General features: G+C 33.8%; 20 protein-coding genes. 19 read left to right on the top strand and 1 reads right to left on the bottom strand.

The features are described 5' to 3' along the window. Positions 1 to 87: 87 nt before the first annotated feature. The 16 genes from ACFFLS_RS07020 (at position 88) to ACFFLS_RS06945 (ending at position 12644) form a co-directional block, all read left to right on the top strand. Positions 88 to 627 carry an STM3941 family protein gene (locus ACFFLS_RS07020; RefSeq protein ID WP_379685823.1) on the top strand — a complete coding sequence of 180 codons (540 nt, stop codon included), beginning with the start codon at positions 88 to 90 and terminating at the stop codon, positions 625 to 627. A gap of 5 nt (positions 628 to 632) precedes the next feature. Beyond that, positions 633 to 1127, top strand: a complete 495-nt coding sequence (locus tag ACFFLS_RS07015) for an SRPBCC family protein (protein ID WP_379685822.1) — start codon at positions 633 to 635, stop codon at positions 1125 to 1127. A gap of 17 nt (positions 1128 to 1144) precedes the next feature. After that, the gene (locus tag ACFFLS_RS07010) at positions 1145 to 1384 is read left to right on the top strand and encodes a hypothetical protein (RefSeq protein ID WP_379685821.1); all 240 of its coding nucleotides are present in this window, start codon (positions 1145 to 1147) and stop codon (positions 1382 to 1384) included. A 6-nt stretch (positions 1385 to 1390) separates the two neighbouring features. Then, positions 1391 to 2314 carry a hypothetical protein gene (locus ACFFLS_RS07005; protein WP_379685820.1) on the top strand — a complete coding sequence of 308 codons (924 nt, stop codon included), beginning with the start codon at positions 1391 to 1393 and terminating at the stop codon, positions 2312 to 2314. A gap of 408 nt (positions 2315 to 2722) precedes the next feature. After that, positions 2723 to 3133: a DUF6157 family protein gene (locus ACFFLS_RS07000; protein WP_379685819.1), complete on the top strand. Its 411-nt coding sequence runs from the start codon at positions 2723 to 2725 to the stop codon at positions 3131 to 3133. Positions 3134 to 3145: 12 nt separating this feature from the next. Then, entirely contained in the window at positions 3146 to 3574 is a 429-nt protein-coding gene (locus tag ACFFLS_RS06995) for a copper resistance protein NlpE N-terminal domain-containing protein (RefSeq protein ID WP_379685818.1), read from the top strand. Between the two features lie 5 nt (positions 3575 to 3579). Then, on the top strand, positions 3580 to 4545 hold the full coding sequence (locus ACFFLS_RS06990; RefSeq protein WP_379689255.1) for a hypothetical protein: 966 nt from the start codon (positions 3580 to 3582) through the stop codon (positions 4543 to 4545). 10 nt (positions 4546 to 4555) lie between these two features. Beyond that, a complete protein-coding gene (locus tag ACFFLS_RS06985; protein ID WP_379685816.1) occupies positions 4556 to 4999 on the top strand; it encodes a hypothetical protein in 444 nt (147 codons plus the stop codon). Between the two features lie 50 nt (positions 5000 to 5049). Continuing rightward, entirely contained in the window at positions 5050 to 5805 is a 756-nt protein-coding gene (locus ACFFLS_RS06980; protein ID WP_379685815.1) for a DUF6597 domain-containing transcriptional factor, read from the top strand. Positions 5806 to 5857: 52 nt separating this feature from the next. Beyond that, a complete protein-coding gene (locus ACFFLS_RS06975; protein WP_379685814.1) occupies positions 5858 to 7018 on the top strand; it encodes an FAD-dependent oxidoreductase in 1161 nt (386 codons plus the stop codon). A 184-nt stretch (positions 7019 to 7202) separates the two neighbouring features. Further along, positions 7203 to 9506 (top strand): DNA topoisomerase 3, encoded by a 2304-nt coding sequence (locus ACFFLS_RS06970; RefSeq protein WP_379689254.1) that lies wholly within the window; start codon positions 7203 to 7205, stop codon positions 9504 to 9506. Between the two features lie 120 nt (positions 9507 to 9626). Beyond that, the gene (locus ACFFLS_RS06965) at positions 9627 to 9836 is read left to right on the top strand and encodes a hypothetical protein (RefSeq protein ID WP_379685813.1); all 210 of its coding nucleotides are present in this window, start codon (positions 9627 to 9629) and stop codon (positions 9834 to 9836) included. Positions 9837 to 9976: 140 nt separating this feature from the next. Continuing rightward, positions 9977 to 10453 carry a DUF6265 family protein gene (locus ACFFLS_RS06960; protein ID WP_379685812.1) on the top strand — a complete coding sequence of 159 codons (477 nt, stop codon included), beginning with the start codon at positions 9977 to 9979 and terminating at the stop codon, positions 10451 to 10453. 19 nt (positions 10454 to 10472) lie between these two features. Then, positions 10473 to 11543, top strand: a complete 1071-nt coding sequence (locus ACFFLS_RS06955; protein ID WP_379685811.1) for an outer membrane protein assembly factor BamB family protein — start codon at positions 10473 to 10475, stop codon at positions 11541 to 11543. Between the two features lie 87 nt (positions 11544 to 11630). Further along, on the top strand, positions 11631 to 12068 hold the full coding sequence (locus ACFFLS_RS06950) for a DUF4844 domain-containing protein (protein WP_379685810.1): 438 nt from the start codon (positions 11631 to 11633) through the stop codon (positions 12066 to 12068). A 30-nt stretch (positions 12069 to 12098) separates the two neighbouring features. Continuing rightward, positions 12099 to 12644, top strand: coding sequence for a hypothetical protein (locus ACFFLS_RS06945; RefSeq protein WP_379689252.1), 546 nt, complete (start codon positions 12099 to 12101; stop codon positions 12642 to 12644). Between the two features lie 52 nt (positions 12645 to 12696). On the opposite strand, the gene ACFFLS_RS06940 is transcribed toward ACFFLS_RS06945, so the two are convergent. After that, complete coding sequence (locus ACFFLS_RS06940; protein ID WP_379685808.1) at positions 12697 to 13857, bottom strand: MFS transporter; 1161 nt, start codon at positions 13855 to 13857, stop codon at positions 12697 to 12699. A 227-nt stretch (positions 13858 to 14084) separates the two neighbouring features. On the opposite strand from ACFFLS_RS06940, the gene ACFFLS_RS06935 reads away from it, so the two are divergent. The 3 genes from ACFFLS_RS06935 (at position 14085) to ACFFLS_RS06925 (ending at position 18491) form a co-directional block, all read left to right on the top strand. Further along, positions 14085 to 16409, top strand: coding sequence for a TonB-dependent siderophore receptor (locus tag ACFFLS_RS06935; RefSeq protein WP_379689250.1), 2325 nt, complete (start codon positions 14085 to 14087; stop codon positions 16407 to 16409). 68 nt (positions 16410 to 16477) lie between these two features. Further along, on the top strand, positions 16478 to 17629 hold the full coding sequence (locus tag ACFFLS_RS06930) for a PepSY-associated TM helix domain-containing protein (RefSeq protein WP_379685805.1): 1152 nt from the start codon (positions 16478 to 16480) through the stop codon (positions 17627 to 17629). A 139-nt stretch (positions 17630 to 17768) separates the two neighbouring features. Next, a complete protein-coding gene (locus ACFFLS_RS06925; protein ID WP_379685804.1) occupies positions 17769 to 18491 on the top strand; it encodes a DUF4198 domain-containing protein in 723 nt (240 codons plus the stop codon). The last annotated feature ends 6 nt before the right edge of the window (positions 18492 to 18497 follow it).

The raw sequence follows: 18497 nt of genomic DNA, 5'->3' as shown, positions 1-18497 counted from the left end.
AGGAAATAATCGAATTGGTAAACCAAAATCCCTGATTTGGCAATTAAATAAAAAACCTATTATTATCATATTTAGAAAAACTAACCTATGTCTCCAGAAAACCAAATTGAAATTCCGTTAAGCAAGAAAAAAATGTACTTAATACTAGCCATTTCAATACTCTTTGTCTGTCTCGGAATTTGGTTCTTAACAGCTCCTCCAACAATTGATCATCCTATTTATGGAAATCCAAAATTTATTTTCTCCTGTGGTATAGCTTCAATTGTATTTTTTGGATATGCAGGATTTTCAATCTTCAAAAAACTAGGCGATAAAAAACCGGGTTTGTTAATTAATTCTGAAGGAATTACCGACAACTCAAGCAATGTTGCTGCTGGACTTATTTTGTGGAGTGATATTATCAGAATTACTACTGCCAATGTAATGAACCAGAAGTTTTTAATCATTAAAGTAAAAAATCCAAACGAATACATCAACCGCCAAAACGGAATTCTAAAAAGAAAAACAGTAGAAATGAATTATAAAACGTATGGTTCGCCAATTAGTATTTCAGCCAATACACTGGATACTAATTTTGTAGAATTATACAATTTGTTGCAAAGAAAATTTGAAGAAAATAAAATCTGACAAAAATGGAAAATTTCGACTGGACATCCTTCACCAAAAAAATAGCCGTTAAAGCTAAAATCTTCGACATTTACAATGCTTGGACCATGGCGAATGAACTTGAAAAATGGTTTCTCGAAAAAGTTTCTTTTTTTAATGCCAATCAAGAACCAATTGGCAAAGACCAAAATGTTACGGAAGGTAATACTTATGAATGGTTTTGGTATTTGTACGATGATGCCATGAAAGGAAAAATTACTTCGACCAATGGAAAAGACTTTTTGCAATTTACGTTTGAAGGAAATTGTCTGGTTGATATACAATTGAGCGAAACAAATGGTTATACGATTGTTGAACTCCGTCATTATAATATTCCAACAGACGATTCGTCTAAACAATACATCAGACTTGGCTGTTCAAACGGCTGGCATTTTTATTTGACCAATCTAAAATCGGTTTACGAAGGCGGATTAGATTTACGAAACAAGGATGAAAATTTGAATCCGATGCTTAATAATTAAGCGACAAACATTCCAAAATGGATTTAATAGAAATAATATCGGGAAGAATTATTCTGGAGTTTTTGGGAGCTTCGGTACGGTTTCTATATTTTAACTTATCAACTCTCTCAAACAATGATGATTTTAGAACATTTTCGAGTTTTTGGTCGCCATCTGGGAGTACTCAAAAAAAGAATGACAACAGTGATCGAAATCATATGATTGGAGTTATTTTTCTTGGAACGTTTGTATTTATTCTTATTATTTTCAATACTTAAATTTCTATGGAACAAGCAATTACTAAAAACATAGCGACAAAAGACGGAGCAAAAGAATTTCAGGTACGTTTGATAAAAGAAGAAGGCGTAGGACTTTTGACGACTAAAAACGAAGAAAACTATCTTATTCTTGACAGTATTGATTATTGGTACGATTTAATTCAAAACGAATATCCTAAAAAGAAAAAATGCAGTTGCAAAAACGAATGGTTTAACGTGACATTTGATTATATCTTTAGACAAGAAACTAATGATGTTAGAGAAATTGTAATAACAACAATTTGTACAAATTGTAATAAAATTTCTAAACCTATTTATATTGATATTGATTATTCGTCAACCGAAGAATTAATAGAAAATCCGATTACTTTTTGCGAGAAGCCAAACATTAAATATAAATTTCAGCAGTTAACAAGTTATTGGTCCGGAAAAAATATAAATGAGTTTTTACAATTTATTTTTCAAGATCTAAAACTGAATGTTTACTGTTGGTTTTCACAGCATCCAGAGAACAAAAAGAGATTTGAAAAAGTTTCGTTTGAGAAAGCAATTCAAATCATTACTGTGAATCATCGTTATTTTAACTTTTATTTTTCTGCTCATGAACTTGATACATCAAGCTCAAACTACTTACAACAATCTAATGATAATGAAACACATCTAAAAATCGGAATTTGGAGAAAAGACGAAATAATAGAACTTTCTGCTCCATTCTCTATAATGGGTTATGGTCTTTTATATTACATAAACTTTTGCAATCAATATCTTGACAAGGGAAATGTAAAGGATAAATCGGAACAATTTGAAATAATAACAACCCAGCTGAGACAATGGCTTGAAGAGAATTTTATAACAAAACGAGGAAAAAATTGCTTTGACGGCAAAGAGGCATATGAGAAACTTATGAAGAGAAGAAATATTGAAAACTAAATAGTATATCTATTCATATTATTTCACATATTACATTTCACATATTACATTTCACATATTACATTTCACATATTACATTTCACATATTACATTTCACATATTACACTTTACAATATACATTTTACATTTTATCTGTAGCACAAACTAATATACATCCAGAGTCAAAATTCAAAATATTAGATTTACGAAACAAGGAAGAAAATTTGAATGCGATGATTAATAGTTAGCCTTATTTCGAAATTGTTTTACAATTGAAAAATTCCTCAATTCGCGGCAAAAAAATCTAATCAAAAAATTATCCTCAAGAAAACAGAACAGCAGCTCATATTTACTACAATGCTGTAAGAAAAATAATTACATTTGAATGATTAATAAATTTCTGTTTAACAGTTAAGAAATAAAGAGAAGATGAAAACGCATACTACCAATTATTTTGACACTTTTATAGAAGTTGCTGCTGATACCAAAACAGACAGTGGCACAAAACCGCCATCAAAAGAGAAAAAGACGGTTGCAGAAATGCAGTACGCTTTAATTGCTAAAAATCCGTATAAGTACACTTCAGACGATATTCTTTTTCAGGTATTTGCAGACCGAAATGATCTAACCAAAAACGAATATAAAGAAGCTCGAGAACAGTTTTTCTCAAAAGGTCAGACTTGTCTGCGCGCTTCTCCTCTAACAAAAACATACGGTTTCGGAATCCACAGCAATAACGAAGGAAAAATTGCCTTGTTCGGAATGGAAACCGACGAATACCAAAAGTTTCTAAAGGATTCAGAAGTCAAGAAAGTAAAAGCGATGAAATCAAACCGATAAAACTATTATTTTATGAAAAAATTTATAACCACATTACTTCTAATTTCAAGCCTGAGTTTGTTTGCTCAATCAAATCAATTTTCAGGAGAATACAACCGCTCTTTAAATGAAGGAGACAAACACATTATTGAATACAAATTGACTTTGAATCAAGACGGAACATTTGTGTTTCATTCCTATTCAAAAATACAAGGTGGAAATCCACAAGAAGTCAATAAATATGGAAAGGGAAAATGGATTGCAAAAGACAATCTAATAACTTTCTCTGCCGACAAAAAAGAAGATTTCGACGAGAAATACACCTTAGATTTTAATACTTCTACAGCAAGATTTGTAACAAAAAATCCGCGAGACAAAAGTGATAAAGTAGTCAAAACCAAACTCCAGTTTTTTGAATCAGAAATTGCTTGGCTGAAAAGAATTGATGTTTTTAAAGTATAATTGGAATGAAATTCATGAAAATCATCTATTATAAATCCTATTTTTTTCTGTTTTTTTTATTCAGTTTCAGCTCTTATTGCCAAAAAGTAAAAATTGAAGGTTATGCTTTTGACAAAGGAGACAATCAAAATAATGTCGGCATTTATGTGAATGACACGCTAACGAAATTTCGTAATCAAGCATCCAAAACAAAAAATTGGGAAGGCTATCGTGAATTAACTAAAAATAAAGATTTTGTAGTCAATACCGATTCTACAGGACATTTCAGCATAAATGTGAAACCAACAGATTCTCTTTATTTTAGTTCATACCTGTATCTTGATCAAAAATATGCTGTCGCAGATCTTTTAAAAAGAAAAGCAATAAAAATACAGCTCGAAAAAGAGCCGTGTGTGCCGTACACCTCATGCGAACAGAAAAAACCGTCTAAATTTTATGCCTTTGTAGGAACCAAAATTGACTTAAAATACGAAAAAAACCCAAATTACTGTGATATGGTAGTAATGGATGCAAAGTATAAAGCATTGTATAAAATTGAGAAAAACTTATACGGAAATTTCAAAAAAGATACAATCAGTTTTACGGCTTTTGATCATTATGGTATACCCGCTTTTAGTAAGTACGAACATGTTCTGCTTTTTGTAAGCGAATATTGCAATAAACTGTTTCATGAAAAATACCAATACTTTGATGTCTATAAAACCGAAGACGGAAAATGGGCCAGACCTGGAGATCCTTACAAACAGGAACACAATACTGAAAAAACAGTTACTATTAAAAAAATCAGCTTTGATAAAAATGTCTGGTTTGACATTTCTGATTTAACAACAGAACAAATTGAGGAAAACTATCCTGCTGCTTATTTTAGAATTATAGATCAAAAAGCGATTCCGTTTATGGGAGTTTATGCTGAAGATTTAGTAGAAATAAAAAAACTGGGAGTCTTAAAAGCTCGAAACATTACGTTTTAATTCAACATCAATGAAATTACGTTCAAAATTTAGAACTTTATATTTAATTCGAATCAATATCATTTTTGTATTATTTTCTTTTATAGCGCTTTCAATGTTTAATAATGATTACGGTATTTATGAAATAATTATAGTACGATTTTTACTTCTTACATTTGGAGTTATTTGTCAACTATTCTTTTTAAGCTCTGTAAATACAATAATTGTTTTAGAAAACGGCTTATCAATAAATTCTATAATTCTAAAAAAAACTGAATTCTATCTTTTTTCGTCCATCACAGAAATTCAAAACTATCATGTTCAAGGTTCGTATGGTAAGACTGGACAAATAACTTCTGGGTATTTTGAAAGTGAATTATTTTTTAATGACGGCAAAACACTTAAAATAAGTCCGGATTGTTTTGAGAATTATGGTGAACTTATTACATTCATTAGAAGTAAAGTAATTTTATAAATTAATAAACTTTGTGCCCTAGCGCCTTAGCGGCAAAAAAACAAAAAAAAATGAACAACGATTTCTATTACCAATTTACGCTTCCAGAGAAATCTGCAGCAGATTTTGTTGAGAACATCGGTATGTTTCATAACCAGTCCGATCAGCCAAAAGAAGTGGTTATTATGCCTGATGGAAGGATTGACTTGTTTTTTATGCAGTCTGAGTCAGATTCTTTTGATACTATTTTAATTGGGCTGGAAACTATTCCAGAGCAAAGAAGTATTCCGCCTCATACCCTCGCCTTCAAAATTAGTTTTACACCTTTGGGAATTGAATATATCTTGAAAACCGAAATTGGCGATCTGCTTAATTCTTCTAAAAGAATGCCTGACAATTTTTGGGATTTCAAGAAAGAAGATTTTAAAGATTTTGAAACTTTCAAAGAAAAAGCATCCTTAAAAATAAAGGAACTTTTACCAATTCAAATCGATGAAAGAAAACGTCGTCTGTTTGAACTTGTTTATGCCTCCAATGGCGAAATGACCGTAAACGAACTTTCTCAGAAAACAGATTGGAACGGCAGGCAGATCAACCGATATTTCAATAAACAGTTTGGGCTTTCGTTAAGTTCTTTCTGCAAAATCCTTCGTTTTAAAGCTTCCTTGCCTCATATTGCAAAAGGAAAGCTTTTTCCTGAACTGAATTTTACCGACCAAAATCATTTCATTAAAGAAATCAAAAAATTTTCTGGAGTTGTACCCAAAGAATTATTAAAAAATAAGGGTGACCGATTTATACTATTATCCGTTCTCAAAGAGCAATAATTTTGTCCCGAACAAAGGCTGAAAAGCCCTAACAGAACAAAATTAAAAAGAAATGTTACAACAAAATAAACAAATTGCCATTATCGGCGGTGGTCCAGGCGGTCTTACACTCGCAAAACTACTTCAACTTCAAAAAGCAAACGTTAAAGTCTACGAAAGAGATTTTGATAAAAACGCAAGAATCCAAGGTTCTCCTCTTGACCTTCATGACGAATCGGGTCTAGCGGCGATTCGCAAAGCTGGTTTGTTAACTGAATTCAAAAATAATTTTCTGCCAGGCGCTGATAAAACACGAATTACAAACGAACAAGCCGAAATATTCTTCAGCGATCACGAACTGAATCAAAATGAAAATTTTGGAGACGAACATTTTCGTCCAGAAATTGACCGCGGTGCGCTGCGAAAAATATTATTAGAATCTTTAGAGCCTGAAACAGTCGTTTGGGACAGTCATTTTCTTTCAATGGAACCTCAAAACGACGGCTGGATGTTGTACTTTAAAAATGGTAATTCTGTTTATGCTGACCTTGTAATTGGCTCAGATGGAGCTAATTCTAAAATCAGGCCTTATGTCACAGATATCAAAGCTTTTTACAGTGGCATAACAATGCTCGAAGGCACCATTTACGAATCTGCAAAAGCAGTTCCTCAAATTGCTTCATTGGTTAATGGCGGTAAAATCATGGCTTTCGGAGACACAAAAAACATTTTGATGGGACAAAAGGGAAATGGTGATTTAGGATTTTATGCAAGCTTTAAAGCCGATAAAAACTGGACTTCAGAAAACGGTTTGGACTATACCGATAATAAGCAAATACTGAATTGGTTCCAAAATGAATACCCTGAATGGAGCAACATTTGGCATGAGCTTTTTGAAAATGCTTCGATTCCTTTTGTACCGCGTCCGATTAACTGCATGCCTCTCGACCAGACTTGGGAAACAATTCCGAATTTAACCTTAATTGGAGATGCCGCACACGTAATGCCTCCATTCGCGGGCGAAGGCGCCAATATGGCTATGCTAGACGCTTTGGAATTAAGCGAAGCTTTAACCTCTGAAAGCTTTGCATCATTACAGGAAGCAATTTCATCTTACGAAACCAAAATGTTGCAAAGAGCCTCAAAAGCAGCACAGGAATCGTTAGAAAACGGAGAGAAAATGCATGCAAAAGATGCCTTAAAAACAATGTTGGAATTTTTTCAGCAACACTAATTTTAATCTGCCGCGAAATAATGCTTTTATTTTTAAAACAGTATTTCGCGGAAAGATCTAACGATAGCAAGAAAAACTTTGTCTCTTTCTCTCTTTGCCACTATATCCCGTCCTTTCTATCCCAGAATCTTTGCCCCTTTCTCATAAAATTCATAATTTCGCTCCTTAATTTAGAAAGTAGAAAATGAAGGTCTGTATAGCCGAGAAACCAAGTGTAGCGCGTGAAATAGCAGCTGTTTTAGGTGCTAATACCAAGCACGATGGCTATTACGAAGGAAATGGTTATGCCGTGACTTATACTTTCGGACATTTATGCACCTTAAAAGAACCCAACGATTACAAACCGCATTGGAAAAGCTGGGATTTGAACAATCTTCCTATGCTTCCTGAAAAATTTGAGACCAAAGTGGTTCAGAATTCGGGTATTGAGAAACAGTTCAAAATCATAAAAAGCTTATTTGACAAAGCCGAAGTAGTCATAAACTGCGGGGATGCTGGACAAGAAGGAGAACTGATTCAGCGCTGGGTGATGAACGAAGCGCATTATAAAGGTGAAATAAAACGTTTATGGATTTCATCTCTGACAACCGAAGCAATCAAAGAAGGTTTTGATAATTTGAAACCTTCTGAAAATTATGATAATTTATTTTATGCCGGATTTTCACGAGCAATTGGAGATTGGCTTTTAGGAATGAATGCGACTCGTTTGTACACTGTAAAACATGGAGGTTACAAACAGGTACTCTCGATTGGGCGTGTTCAAACACCAACGCTCGCAATGGTAGTGAATCGTTTTAAGGAAATTGAAAATTTTAAGCCTCAGCCTTATTGGGAATTACAAACACTTTACAGAGAAACACTTTTCAGCTATGAAGAAGGTCGTTTTCTGAAAAAAGAAGACGGCGAAATCTTAGCCGAGAAAGTCAAAGAAAGTGATTTTGAAATTGTTTCTGTGGATAAGAAAAACGGAAACGAATATGCACCAAAACTATTTGATTTAACAGGTTTACAGGTCTATTGCAACCAGAAATTCGGATTTTCTGCAGAAGATACCTTAAAAATTGCGCAATCGCTTTATGAGCAAAAAGTGGTGACTTATCCCAGAGTCGATACCACATTCTTACCCAGCGACATCTATCCGAAAGTACCAGGAATTCTCCAAAAACTGACCAATTACTCGGAATTAACAGCACCGATTTTAGAGAAAAAAATCAAAAAATCTCCAAAGGTTTTTAACGATAAAAAAGTAACCGATCACCACGCAATTATTCCGACCGGAATCGAAATTAATCTACCTCACAATCAGCAGCAGGTTTATGACATTATTGTAAAACGTTTTATTGCTGTTTTTTACGATGATTGTCTTGTAGCCAACACGACCGTAATTGGAAAAGCAGCCGATGTGACTTTTAAAGCAACGGGAAAACAAATCCTAAAAAAGGGATTTAGAGTGGTGTTTGAAGATCCGAATGCAAAAGAAAAAGAACCCGATTTGCTTCCTGCTTTTGTTGTGGGCGAAAAAGGTCCTCACGAACCTTCTTTTCTTCAAAAAGAAACCAAACCGCCAAATCATTTTACGGAAGCGACTTTACTGCGTGCCATGGAAACCGCAGGGAAACAGGTAGATGACGAAGATTTACGCGAATTGATGAAAGAAAACGGCATCGGGCGTCCGTCGACTCGTGCCAACATTATCGAAACGCTTTTTAAGCGCCAGTATATCGTGCGAAACAAAAAACAGGTACTCCCTACTCCAACCGGAATTCAGCTGATTGATACGATTCAGAACGAATTGATAAAATCGGCAGAACTTACAGGTTCGTGGGAAAAACAGCTAAAAGATATTGAAAAAGGAACTTTTACTGCAGCTGCTTTTATTCGAAACATGAAGCGCATGGTGGAAGCTTTGGTCTATGAAGTTCGAAGCGAAACCAAACACGCTAACATTTCGCATGTGGCAACGACTCAGAAACCAGTTGTAAAAACAGAGAAAAAGAAAGCTTCTGGAATTTCGGCAGAAACCTGTCCAAAATGCCAGAAAGGAAACCTGATGAAAGGAAAAACAGCTTTTGGATGCAGCGAATACAAATCCGGATGCGATTTTGTGCTTCCTTTTGTTTTTCATGATAAAAAAATCACTGAAAGCCAATATTTACGATTGATTCAAAAAGGATCAACTGTAAATATAAAAGTTTTTAAAACTGATTCTGGAACTGTTGAAGGCTTGATACGTTTTGAGGAAAACTATAAATTAAAGCTGGAGCCAAAGAAAACGGAACCTAAAAAAGTAAAACAAGAATCGTCAGATTCTTTGTTGTGTCCAAAATGCAAAAAGGGAAATATTCTGAAAGGCAAAACTGCTTACGGTTGTTCTGAATACAAATCGGGTTGTGATTTTAAAGTGACTTTTGATGAAGTTCGAGCTAAACTACAAGACCAAAAACCAACAAAAGAATTGGTATATTCTATCTTGAAGGAAAGTGTTTAATTGTTTTAGCCACAGATTCTTTTCTTTATCTATTGCTACAAATTACACTAATTTCCACGAATTATTTTTTCACGCAGATTTAGCAGATTTGATTTATAATTAATTAAAAAACTATCAGGTTTGTCATACAAAATCAATGTAATCATTTTAATCTGTGGCAAAAATATCGTTCCATTTTTCAAAGAAAAATTCGTGGCTACTTTCAACGGCAATATCAAAATGATTTTGTTTCACGCAGATTTAGCAGATTTAGGCAGATTAGTTTTGATTAAAATTATAAAATCTAGAAATATCTGCTCAAATGAGTTAAATCTGCGTGAAATAAATTAGTGAATTGCCGCAAGCCTTTACTATTGCATTTCAAGAAAATTCGTGAATTGCTTTGCCAGTTCGCTATCGCTCGGGTCGTGGCTACTTTCAATGACAAATATTTTTTTCATACATTAGCACCCAACCAAAATCTTAAAAATATGTTCCAGAAAATTACCCTTATAGCCCTTATAATAGCCTTCGTTTCTTGCCAGAAAAAAGAAACAGTAGAAAAAGACAAAATCAAAAAAGCGGACTGGCTGATTGGAAACTGGGAAAATACTTCTGCTGATGGTGTTTTGACAGAAAACTGGCAAAAGTTAAATGATAGCACCTTCAGCGCGGCTTCTTATTTCATTAAAGGAAAAGATACGCTGCACTTTGAAAGCATCGTTTTGGCGCAATTAGGAGAAACACTGACTTACAAAGCTACAGTAAAAGGCCAAAATGAGGATCAACCTGTTTTTTTTCCATCAACTTCTGCATCGGATAAACAGTTGGTTTTTGAAAATCCGAAACACGATTATCCACAGAAAATTACTTATACAAAAGGTGCAGATAATACCTTAACTGCTGAAATTTCAGGAAATCTTAATGGGAAACCTGCATCAGAAAAATTTGTAATGACAAAAAAATAAACTTTATACTGACTAAAATATGAAAATCAAAATTGTACTATTCATCGGCTTTTTTGCGACATTAAATGTTTTACAAGGACAAAGCATTATTTCTAAAATTAGTGTTCAAAACAAGAATCTAATATTCGGAAGTCTAAACAAAAACCTTTATTCCTTAAGTATTGATTCAAAAAAAACAAATTGGATTTTTAACGCCGAAACTGAAATCTACGGTCAATCAGAAATTAAAGACAATAAAATCTTTTTTGGTGATGGAAACGGTCTTGTATATTGCATCGGCGCAGACGGAAACCAAATCTGGCAGAAAAATCTAGGTACTTATAATGCCATTGCCTATAAACCTGTTTTTATAGACAACAATCTGTACATTTCATCGGGTTCGAGCCTTTTTATTCTTGATCCTAGAGATGGTTCTACTCTCGGCAAATTTTATGCAAATGCCCCAATTACTTCGCCTGTTTCAACAAAAGACAATTTTCTCATTATTGCCGATAATAAAGGAAAAATCTATAAGTTAAGCAAAGAAGTCGCATTGATTGACTCGTATCAAATTGCTCTAGGAGCAGTTTTTGGCAAAATTATTATCGATGAGAACAATATCTTTTTTGGAAGCAATGACAGCAATTTTTACAAATACAGTCTGGATGAAAAAAAGATAGTTTCGTCTATAGGAACTAATGACTGGGTTTCTTCAAGTCCTGTAAAAGAGGGTAATCTCATCTTTTTTGGAAACGATGGAGGTTTTTTCTTTTGTTTGGACAAAAATACTATGACGGCAAAATGGAAATTTAAAGCAAATGCTAGTATTCGTACCGAACCGCTTATTGTTGGCGATAAAATCTTTTTTGGAAGTGATGATAAGAATCTTTACGTAATAAGCAAAACTACTGGAAAACTGATTAAAAAGTTTTTGGCAAAAGAGAAAATAAAATCCAGTCCGACACTTATCGAAAACACCATTTATTTCGCAGACGAATCGGGAGAAGTTTATGCCATCGATACCGAATTAAAAGCGCTTAAATCTGTTTTTAAAACCTCAGGACAAAATGCAGATCCGTCTAAAACTGTTGAAACGGTAAAGAAGAATTAAATTCTGAAATATTATTGTTGCTAGAGTTAACAGCTAATTTAATCAGCTAAACACAATGCTGATTTTATTTCAAAACAGAAAAAACAAATGAGAAAGCAATTCATTAAAACATTTTTATTGCTTACTATAATTTCATTTTCTTCCTGCGGACAGGGAAAAATCAAAACACCATTGAATGCAATGAATCAATTTGAAAAATTTAAACTTAAGGAAAAATTTATACCCGAGCCAACCCTTTTTTATCCAGGTATTGGTGATGAAAAATTAAAACCGATAGTAACAGAAAAAATTAATTTGGCAGCTGATGATTTTATAAAAGCTGCCGAATTGCAAAATCCCTCCGCAGAAGATTATCACAACGCAATAAAAAAGGGTCTCGACAGATTTAAATCTATTTATCTTGAACTAGACACCGAAAACAGAGAAAGAATCTGTTCCTATTTTGAAGAATTGATGGACATTGTTGGCCTCGAAAGTTCCAATGGATTATTAAACGATTTTATGTACGATTTTGATGCCAATTAATAAAACTTTGGAATCTATAATCTTCTTACTATGACAAAAAGAAATAAAGTTATTATTGCAATTTCAATTCCTGCTTTGCTTTTTATTGTAAGCGCATCATTATTTTATTTTACGACTTTACGATATGAAGAAAGTTTTATTCCATTATACAATTCAAAAATAACATTAGAAAAAGGGAATTACAGTCTATACGATCGACAAAATGAAGGAACGAAAAGAGCGCATTTTGAAATAGACGCGGTGGAAAGCAGTGAACTTCAAACATTAAAAATTTCAATTTCTCCGCAAAAAACGGCTTTCATTATTGGTTCTTCAATGTCTATTAGTCTAGATGGAAAAGAATACAAGCATTTACGCCAGCTTAAAATTTCAAAAAGCTGTACTTACAGTGTTTCAATCCATAATACAACAAAATTTGAATCGAATATCTTCATTCAAAATCAAAATGCCAGTACTGATTTTTACAGATCTATGTTAATCTATTATGCAGTCTCAGTATTAAGTATTGTTGTTCTTTTGATTGTGCTAATAGTACTTTTGGTAAAATCTCTGAGAAATAAAAAAAAGCTGCTCTAAACATTCACTAACAAAAAACTTAGCAACTCAGAACCTGAGCAACTTAAAAAGATTACTCATTCTCTCCAATCTTATTCACCATAAAAATCATCAGAATACCTAAAAGCGCCATAATAAGAAATGCCCATTTCATGCTTAAATATTCAGAAATAAAACCGACCATTGGTGGCACCAATAAAAACCCTAAATAACCAATTGTCGAAATTGAAGTCAACGCCGAACCGCTGCTTAATTTTGAAGATCTTCCTGCAATACTAAACACCAATGGCACTACGCAAGAAACGCCGAAACCAATTAAAACATAACCAAAAATAGTTGGATATGCATATGGTAGAATAAAACAGATTCCGAAACCGATAGTAATTAAAATACCGCTATACAACAGGATTTTTTTGGTTCCGAATTTCATTACCCCATAATCACCAAAAATACGTCCTAAAGTTACAGCTGTGGCAAAAAACACAAATGCCGCGCTGGTCAGCTTAGGAGAAGCTTTGAGTATATTTTCAAAATAAATTCCGCTCCAATCGTACATCGTATTTTCGCAGGCCATAGAAACAAAACAAATCAAAGCGAATTTTACCAGATTCTTTTCTGGCATTGAAAAGAACTTCTTCTTAACCGGAACTGGTTCGTTATGAATGCTCATTGGATAAAAACAAGCCGTAAGCGCGAGCATGAAAACACTTACTCCTAATAGATGGTGCGAAGGCGCAATCTTTTGGGTAACCATAATATAACCCAATCCCGCTCCCGAAAACACCGCGATACTCCAAACGGCATGAAAACGCGTTATAATCGATTTGGGATACAATTTCTGAACTTCAAGCGACTGTGCATTAATCGATAAATTGAAGATATTACGAGAAGCTCCAAAAATTAAAAGTACAATAACCAGCTGCCATACAAAAGCAACTAAACCCGGCAAAGACAGTACAATATTGAACATAATTGCCCCCAACAGCATAATATAACGGCTACTGTATTTGTTTAAAAGCTTTCCTGTAAAAGGCATTGTCAGCATTAAACCGATTGGGAATGCGAATAAAACAGCTCCAAACTGAGCTTCACTTAACTGTAATTGTGCTTGTATATGCGGAATTCGAGACACCCAAGAAGAATATCCAAATCCAGATAGAAAGAAAAAAACCGTGTTGGCTATACGATATCCTTTTGGTGTATTCTCAAACTTTTTTAAGAAAGGTAAAATCATGAATTCATTTTTCAGAGTGCAAAAATAAAACATTTTGAACTTTTAAGCCTTCTTAAACTCTTTAAATAACGATTAAAGATGTCCGTATTTTAAATCTTCCTAATCTCTTAATTAAAATAACATTAAAAAAAATCGACTTGGCAATTGTTAAAATAATATTAATTTCTAAATTTGCGTTGTTTTTATTTATTCTAAATAAAAGTTATTATAAACCAATAAAAGCCAAAATGAAATATCTTAATCAGAAAACATCTCGTTTTCTTCTATCAATCAGTTTACTATTTACATTCTTTGCTGGATTTTCGCAGCAAAACAACGGAAAAATCAAAGGACAAATAACAACCTCAGACGGCGAAGCAGCAGCTGGCGTAAATGTTATCCTAAAAAATTCAAAATACTGGAGCATTACCAATGATGACGGAGGTTTTGAATTCAACAAAGTAAAATCGAATACCTACACACTTCAGATTTCACTAACGGGTTACGAAACGTTAGAAAAGGAAATCACCGTTACCGAAAACGAAACTACATCCTTAAATCTTCAATTAAAAGTTTCGAATAAAGAACTCAAAGAAGTGGTTATCAATAGCAAAAAAAGCATTTTATCAAAAAAAACAGATTATGTAGCCCGAATGCCTTTGACTAATCTTGAAAATCCACAGGTTTATAGCGTGATACAAAAAGAACTTTTGCAGGAACAAATCGCTGTAGATATTAGAAATGCAGTACAAAATTCTCCAGGAGTTGTGCCAATCAGTTATCCGTCAGGAGGAATCGGATTGATTTTTAGAGGTTTCTCTACAGGAGTAAATGCTCGTAACGGAATGGAAACGGTTTCTGGACGTTCTTCTGTTGATCTTGGAAACGTAGAGCGAATCGAAATCATGAAAGGTCCTTCAGGAACTTTATTCGGTTCGTCTGTATCTTCTTTTGGAGGTGTTGTAAATTTAGTTACCAAAAAACCTTTTGAAACTACTGCTGCCGAAATATCTTATACTGCCGGAAGTTTCAGTTTAAACCGCCTGACAGCAGATGTAAATACACCGCTTAATGCAGATAAGACTGTTTTATTTAGAGTTAATGTTGCTGTAAATAGAGAAAAAAGCTTTCTTGATTATGGCTTTAACAACACGTTGCTTTTTGCTCCGAGTTTAACTTATAAAGCATCTGAAAAACTTACTTTTAATTTTGATGCCGAACTTTATAATGTAAACAATACTAGACGTACTTACAATACTTATGCGGCAAATTCAGGAATCACCAATCCGAATGATCTGAAAATAAACTACAAAAAATCGATGTTTCATGACGATAATGATGCTAAAACAACAGCAACAAAAGTTTTCGCTCAAGCGGAATATGAAATATCAGAAAACTGGAAATCGACAACTGTATTCTCGTTTGTAGGCGAAGATGTTGAGCGCAGTTATCAGACTTATGCTGTTTGGAGCTCTCCAACACAGGTTGATAGAAGAGTTGGTTTATGGGGACCAATTTATAATAACTACACCAATGTTCAGGAAAATATTAACGGAAAATTTGAGACCGGAAGCATTAAACATAAATTCCTTGCTGGTGTAAACTACAGATTATACACTTCTAATTTTTCTGGCGGAAGAACATTTACTCTAGATAATATAGATGTTACTTCAGACTTTGCTCCCATCAGAAGAAAAGCGGTTGACGCGGGACTTGCTTTGACCTCTTCTCCGGTTGCAGACCAAAAAACAATTAGTGTTTATGCTTGCGACGTGGTTAATTTTACCGACAGACTTTCTGCCATGTTAAGTTTACGTCTTGATAATTTTGAAAGAGCTAAAGTAGGAGTTACAGAAGGTTACAGCCAGACAGCACTTTCTCCTAAATTAGGTTTGGTTTATGAAGTTGTAAAAGATCAGGTTTCGGTATTTGGAAATTATATGAATGGTTTTCAAAATATGCAACCCGTTACACAGCCTAACTCTACGCAATTGGTTTTAGACCCTGTGTATGCTGTTCAGTATGAAGGTGGTGTAAAAGCAGAAGCATTCAACAAAAAATTAAGCGGATCGATCAGTTATTACAATATCACAATTGATAACGCTACAAGAACAGATTTGAACGGATATACATTTCAAGATGCTAAACAAGTTAGTAAAGGTGCTGATTTTGAATTGATGGCAAATCCGTTTAACGGATTCAACATTGTAGCAGGATATGCTTACAATGACAACAAAATTGTGAAAGCTTCTGTTGCTGCTATTGAAGGAAACAAAGCAACAGGTGCTCCTGAAAATGTAGTTAACTTCTGGACAACTTACACTTTTCAAAATAAGCTGAAAGGTTTAGGAATTGGAGCTGGTGCAAATTATATCGATAAAAATTACTTTACAGCAGAAAATACAGTTTACATGCCTTCTTACACTGTTTATAATGCAACTGTGTACTACGAACAGCCTACGTGGAGAATCGGTTTGAAATTCAACAACATAACAAACGAGAAATACTGGGATTTCTGGGGATCATCAAATGCTCCAACGAGTGTCTTGGCTAATTTAACAATCCGATTTTAAATCTTAAATAGCAATTAACTGACGCCTCAATCTTAAAATTGAGGCGCTTTTAATTATAAGTAACCGTTATGACTTTTAAAAAACTTATTCTTAAAATCCATCTCTGGCTGGGGCTCGCTTCCGGCTTAATTGTCATTATATTGGGCATTACGGGCTGTTTGTACGTTTTTGAAGAAGAATTGCGCCCTGTGGTTCATGACTATTATTATGCAGACGAAATAAAAAACGAAAAACTTCCGATAAGCCGATTAATACAAATTGCGAAAGAAACAAACCAGAAAACAAATCCAAAACAATCACTTTCGGGATGTAAAATCATTAATAGTGATGACCGTACGGTAATGATCTGGTTTTTTGAAGAATTAGACAAAGATGCTTTTTGGTATTGGAACCGCTATCAGAGCACTTATCTCTATCTCAATCCGTACAGCGGAAAAGTACAGCAACAAGAAGAATATAATTTTGAATTCTTTGTTTTTGTACGAATGATGCACCAGACGCTCTGCCTTAACAGCAATATCGGAGATCCGATTGTAGGAACTGCCACTATTATCTTTATAATTTCTCTCATTACGGGTCTTGTGCTTTGGTGGCCAAAAAACAAACAGGCCGCAAAACAGCGTTTTTGGTTTCGATGGAAAGACACCACTCAGTGGAAAAGGAAAAATTACGACCTGCATAATATTCTCGGATTTTATTCTATGCTTTTTGCTTTAATCATTGCGTTAACAGGTTTGGTTTGGGCTTTTGAAAGTTATGATAAAGGCGTGCAATGGATTTTTAATGGAGGAAAAACATTTGAAAGACCTGAGCCTTTGGTTTCTGATACTACAAAATACACCAAAAATACAGCTACAGATAAAATTTTTGCTTCTATTAAAAAATCCTATCCAGATGCCAAAAGTTATTTTATGTTTCTTCCAAAAGAAAATGATTCACTGCGAACTTTTAATACCTTCATCAGATTTGAAAACCGTTTTGATGATACAGCAGAAGAATTTGATCAGTACACTGGAAAAAAACTTAAAACAACTACGTATCAGGATAAAAATAATGGCGAAAAATTTCGATTTATTAATTATGACTTGCATGTAGGAAGCATCCTTGGTTTCCCCGGAAAAGTATTGGCCTTTTTTGCCAGCTTAATCTGTGCGAGCCTTCCCATAACTGGGTTTTATATCTGGTGGGGACGCAATAATAAAACAAAGAAGAAAAAGTAATTCTAAACCTGATCCGACAAATTTTATTATAAGACTTAAATGAAGAAAAATCAAACAGTTTTTAAAGTTTTATTTTAAATTGTTCTAAATAAGGCTTAAGTTTGTAAAAAATATCATCTAACAATTAAAACTTGATCGCATGAAATCAAATACTTTTAAAATCATAGCTTCTTTCTTTTTAATGCTGGTTTCTTTTCCAATATTCGCACACGCACTTTGGATTGAAACTAAAGCAACGGGAACAAAAGGAAAAGCTCAAGAAATTTCAATTTATTTTGGAGAATTCTCAGATAATGACATCACAAAAGCCGATAAATGGTTTTCAGATTTAAAAGATTTTACTTTAGTAGTTATCAGTCCTTCAAAAAAAGAAACAAAACTGACTACAAAAGCTTTAGATAACAGATTTCAGGCTTTCTTCACTCCAGATGAAGATGGTGTTTATACTATTGTAATGCATCATACAGTTGGTGATGTTTACGGAACGATGAAACTAGATTACAACTCAAGCGCAACGGTTGTGGTTGGAAACAAAAATGCAGGAAACAACATTGCTGCAAACTCAAATAAAATCGCCGTTTTCTCTGAAAATGCTGATAGTGCTAAGAAAAACGTAAAAGTTTCTGGAGTTGCTTCTTATGACGGCGCTATCGCTAAGGAAGCAAAAATCAAAGTAATTGCTCCAAACGGCTGGGAAAAAGAATTATGGACAAATGACAAAGGAGAATTTTCTTTTACTCCAATCTGGTCTGGAAATTATATGGTAGAATACGCTCATACTGAAAAATCTGCTGGTGAGCAAAATGGAAAAAAATACGATGAAATCTGGAAAATGGCTACTTACCAAATCGTAGTCAAATAATTCTAG

The organism is Flavobacterium procerum, assembly GCF_042431625.1.
Taxonomy (GTDB): domain Bacteria; phylum Bacteroidota; class Bacteroidia; order Flavobacteriales; family Flavobacteriaceae; genus Flavobacterium; species Flavobacterium procerum.
This window is presented reverse-complemented; position numbering and strand designations above follow the sequence as displayed.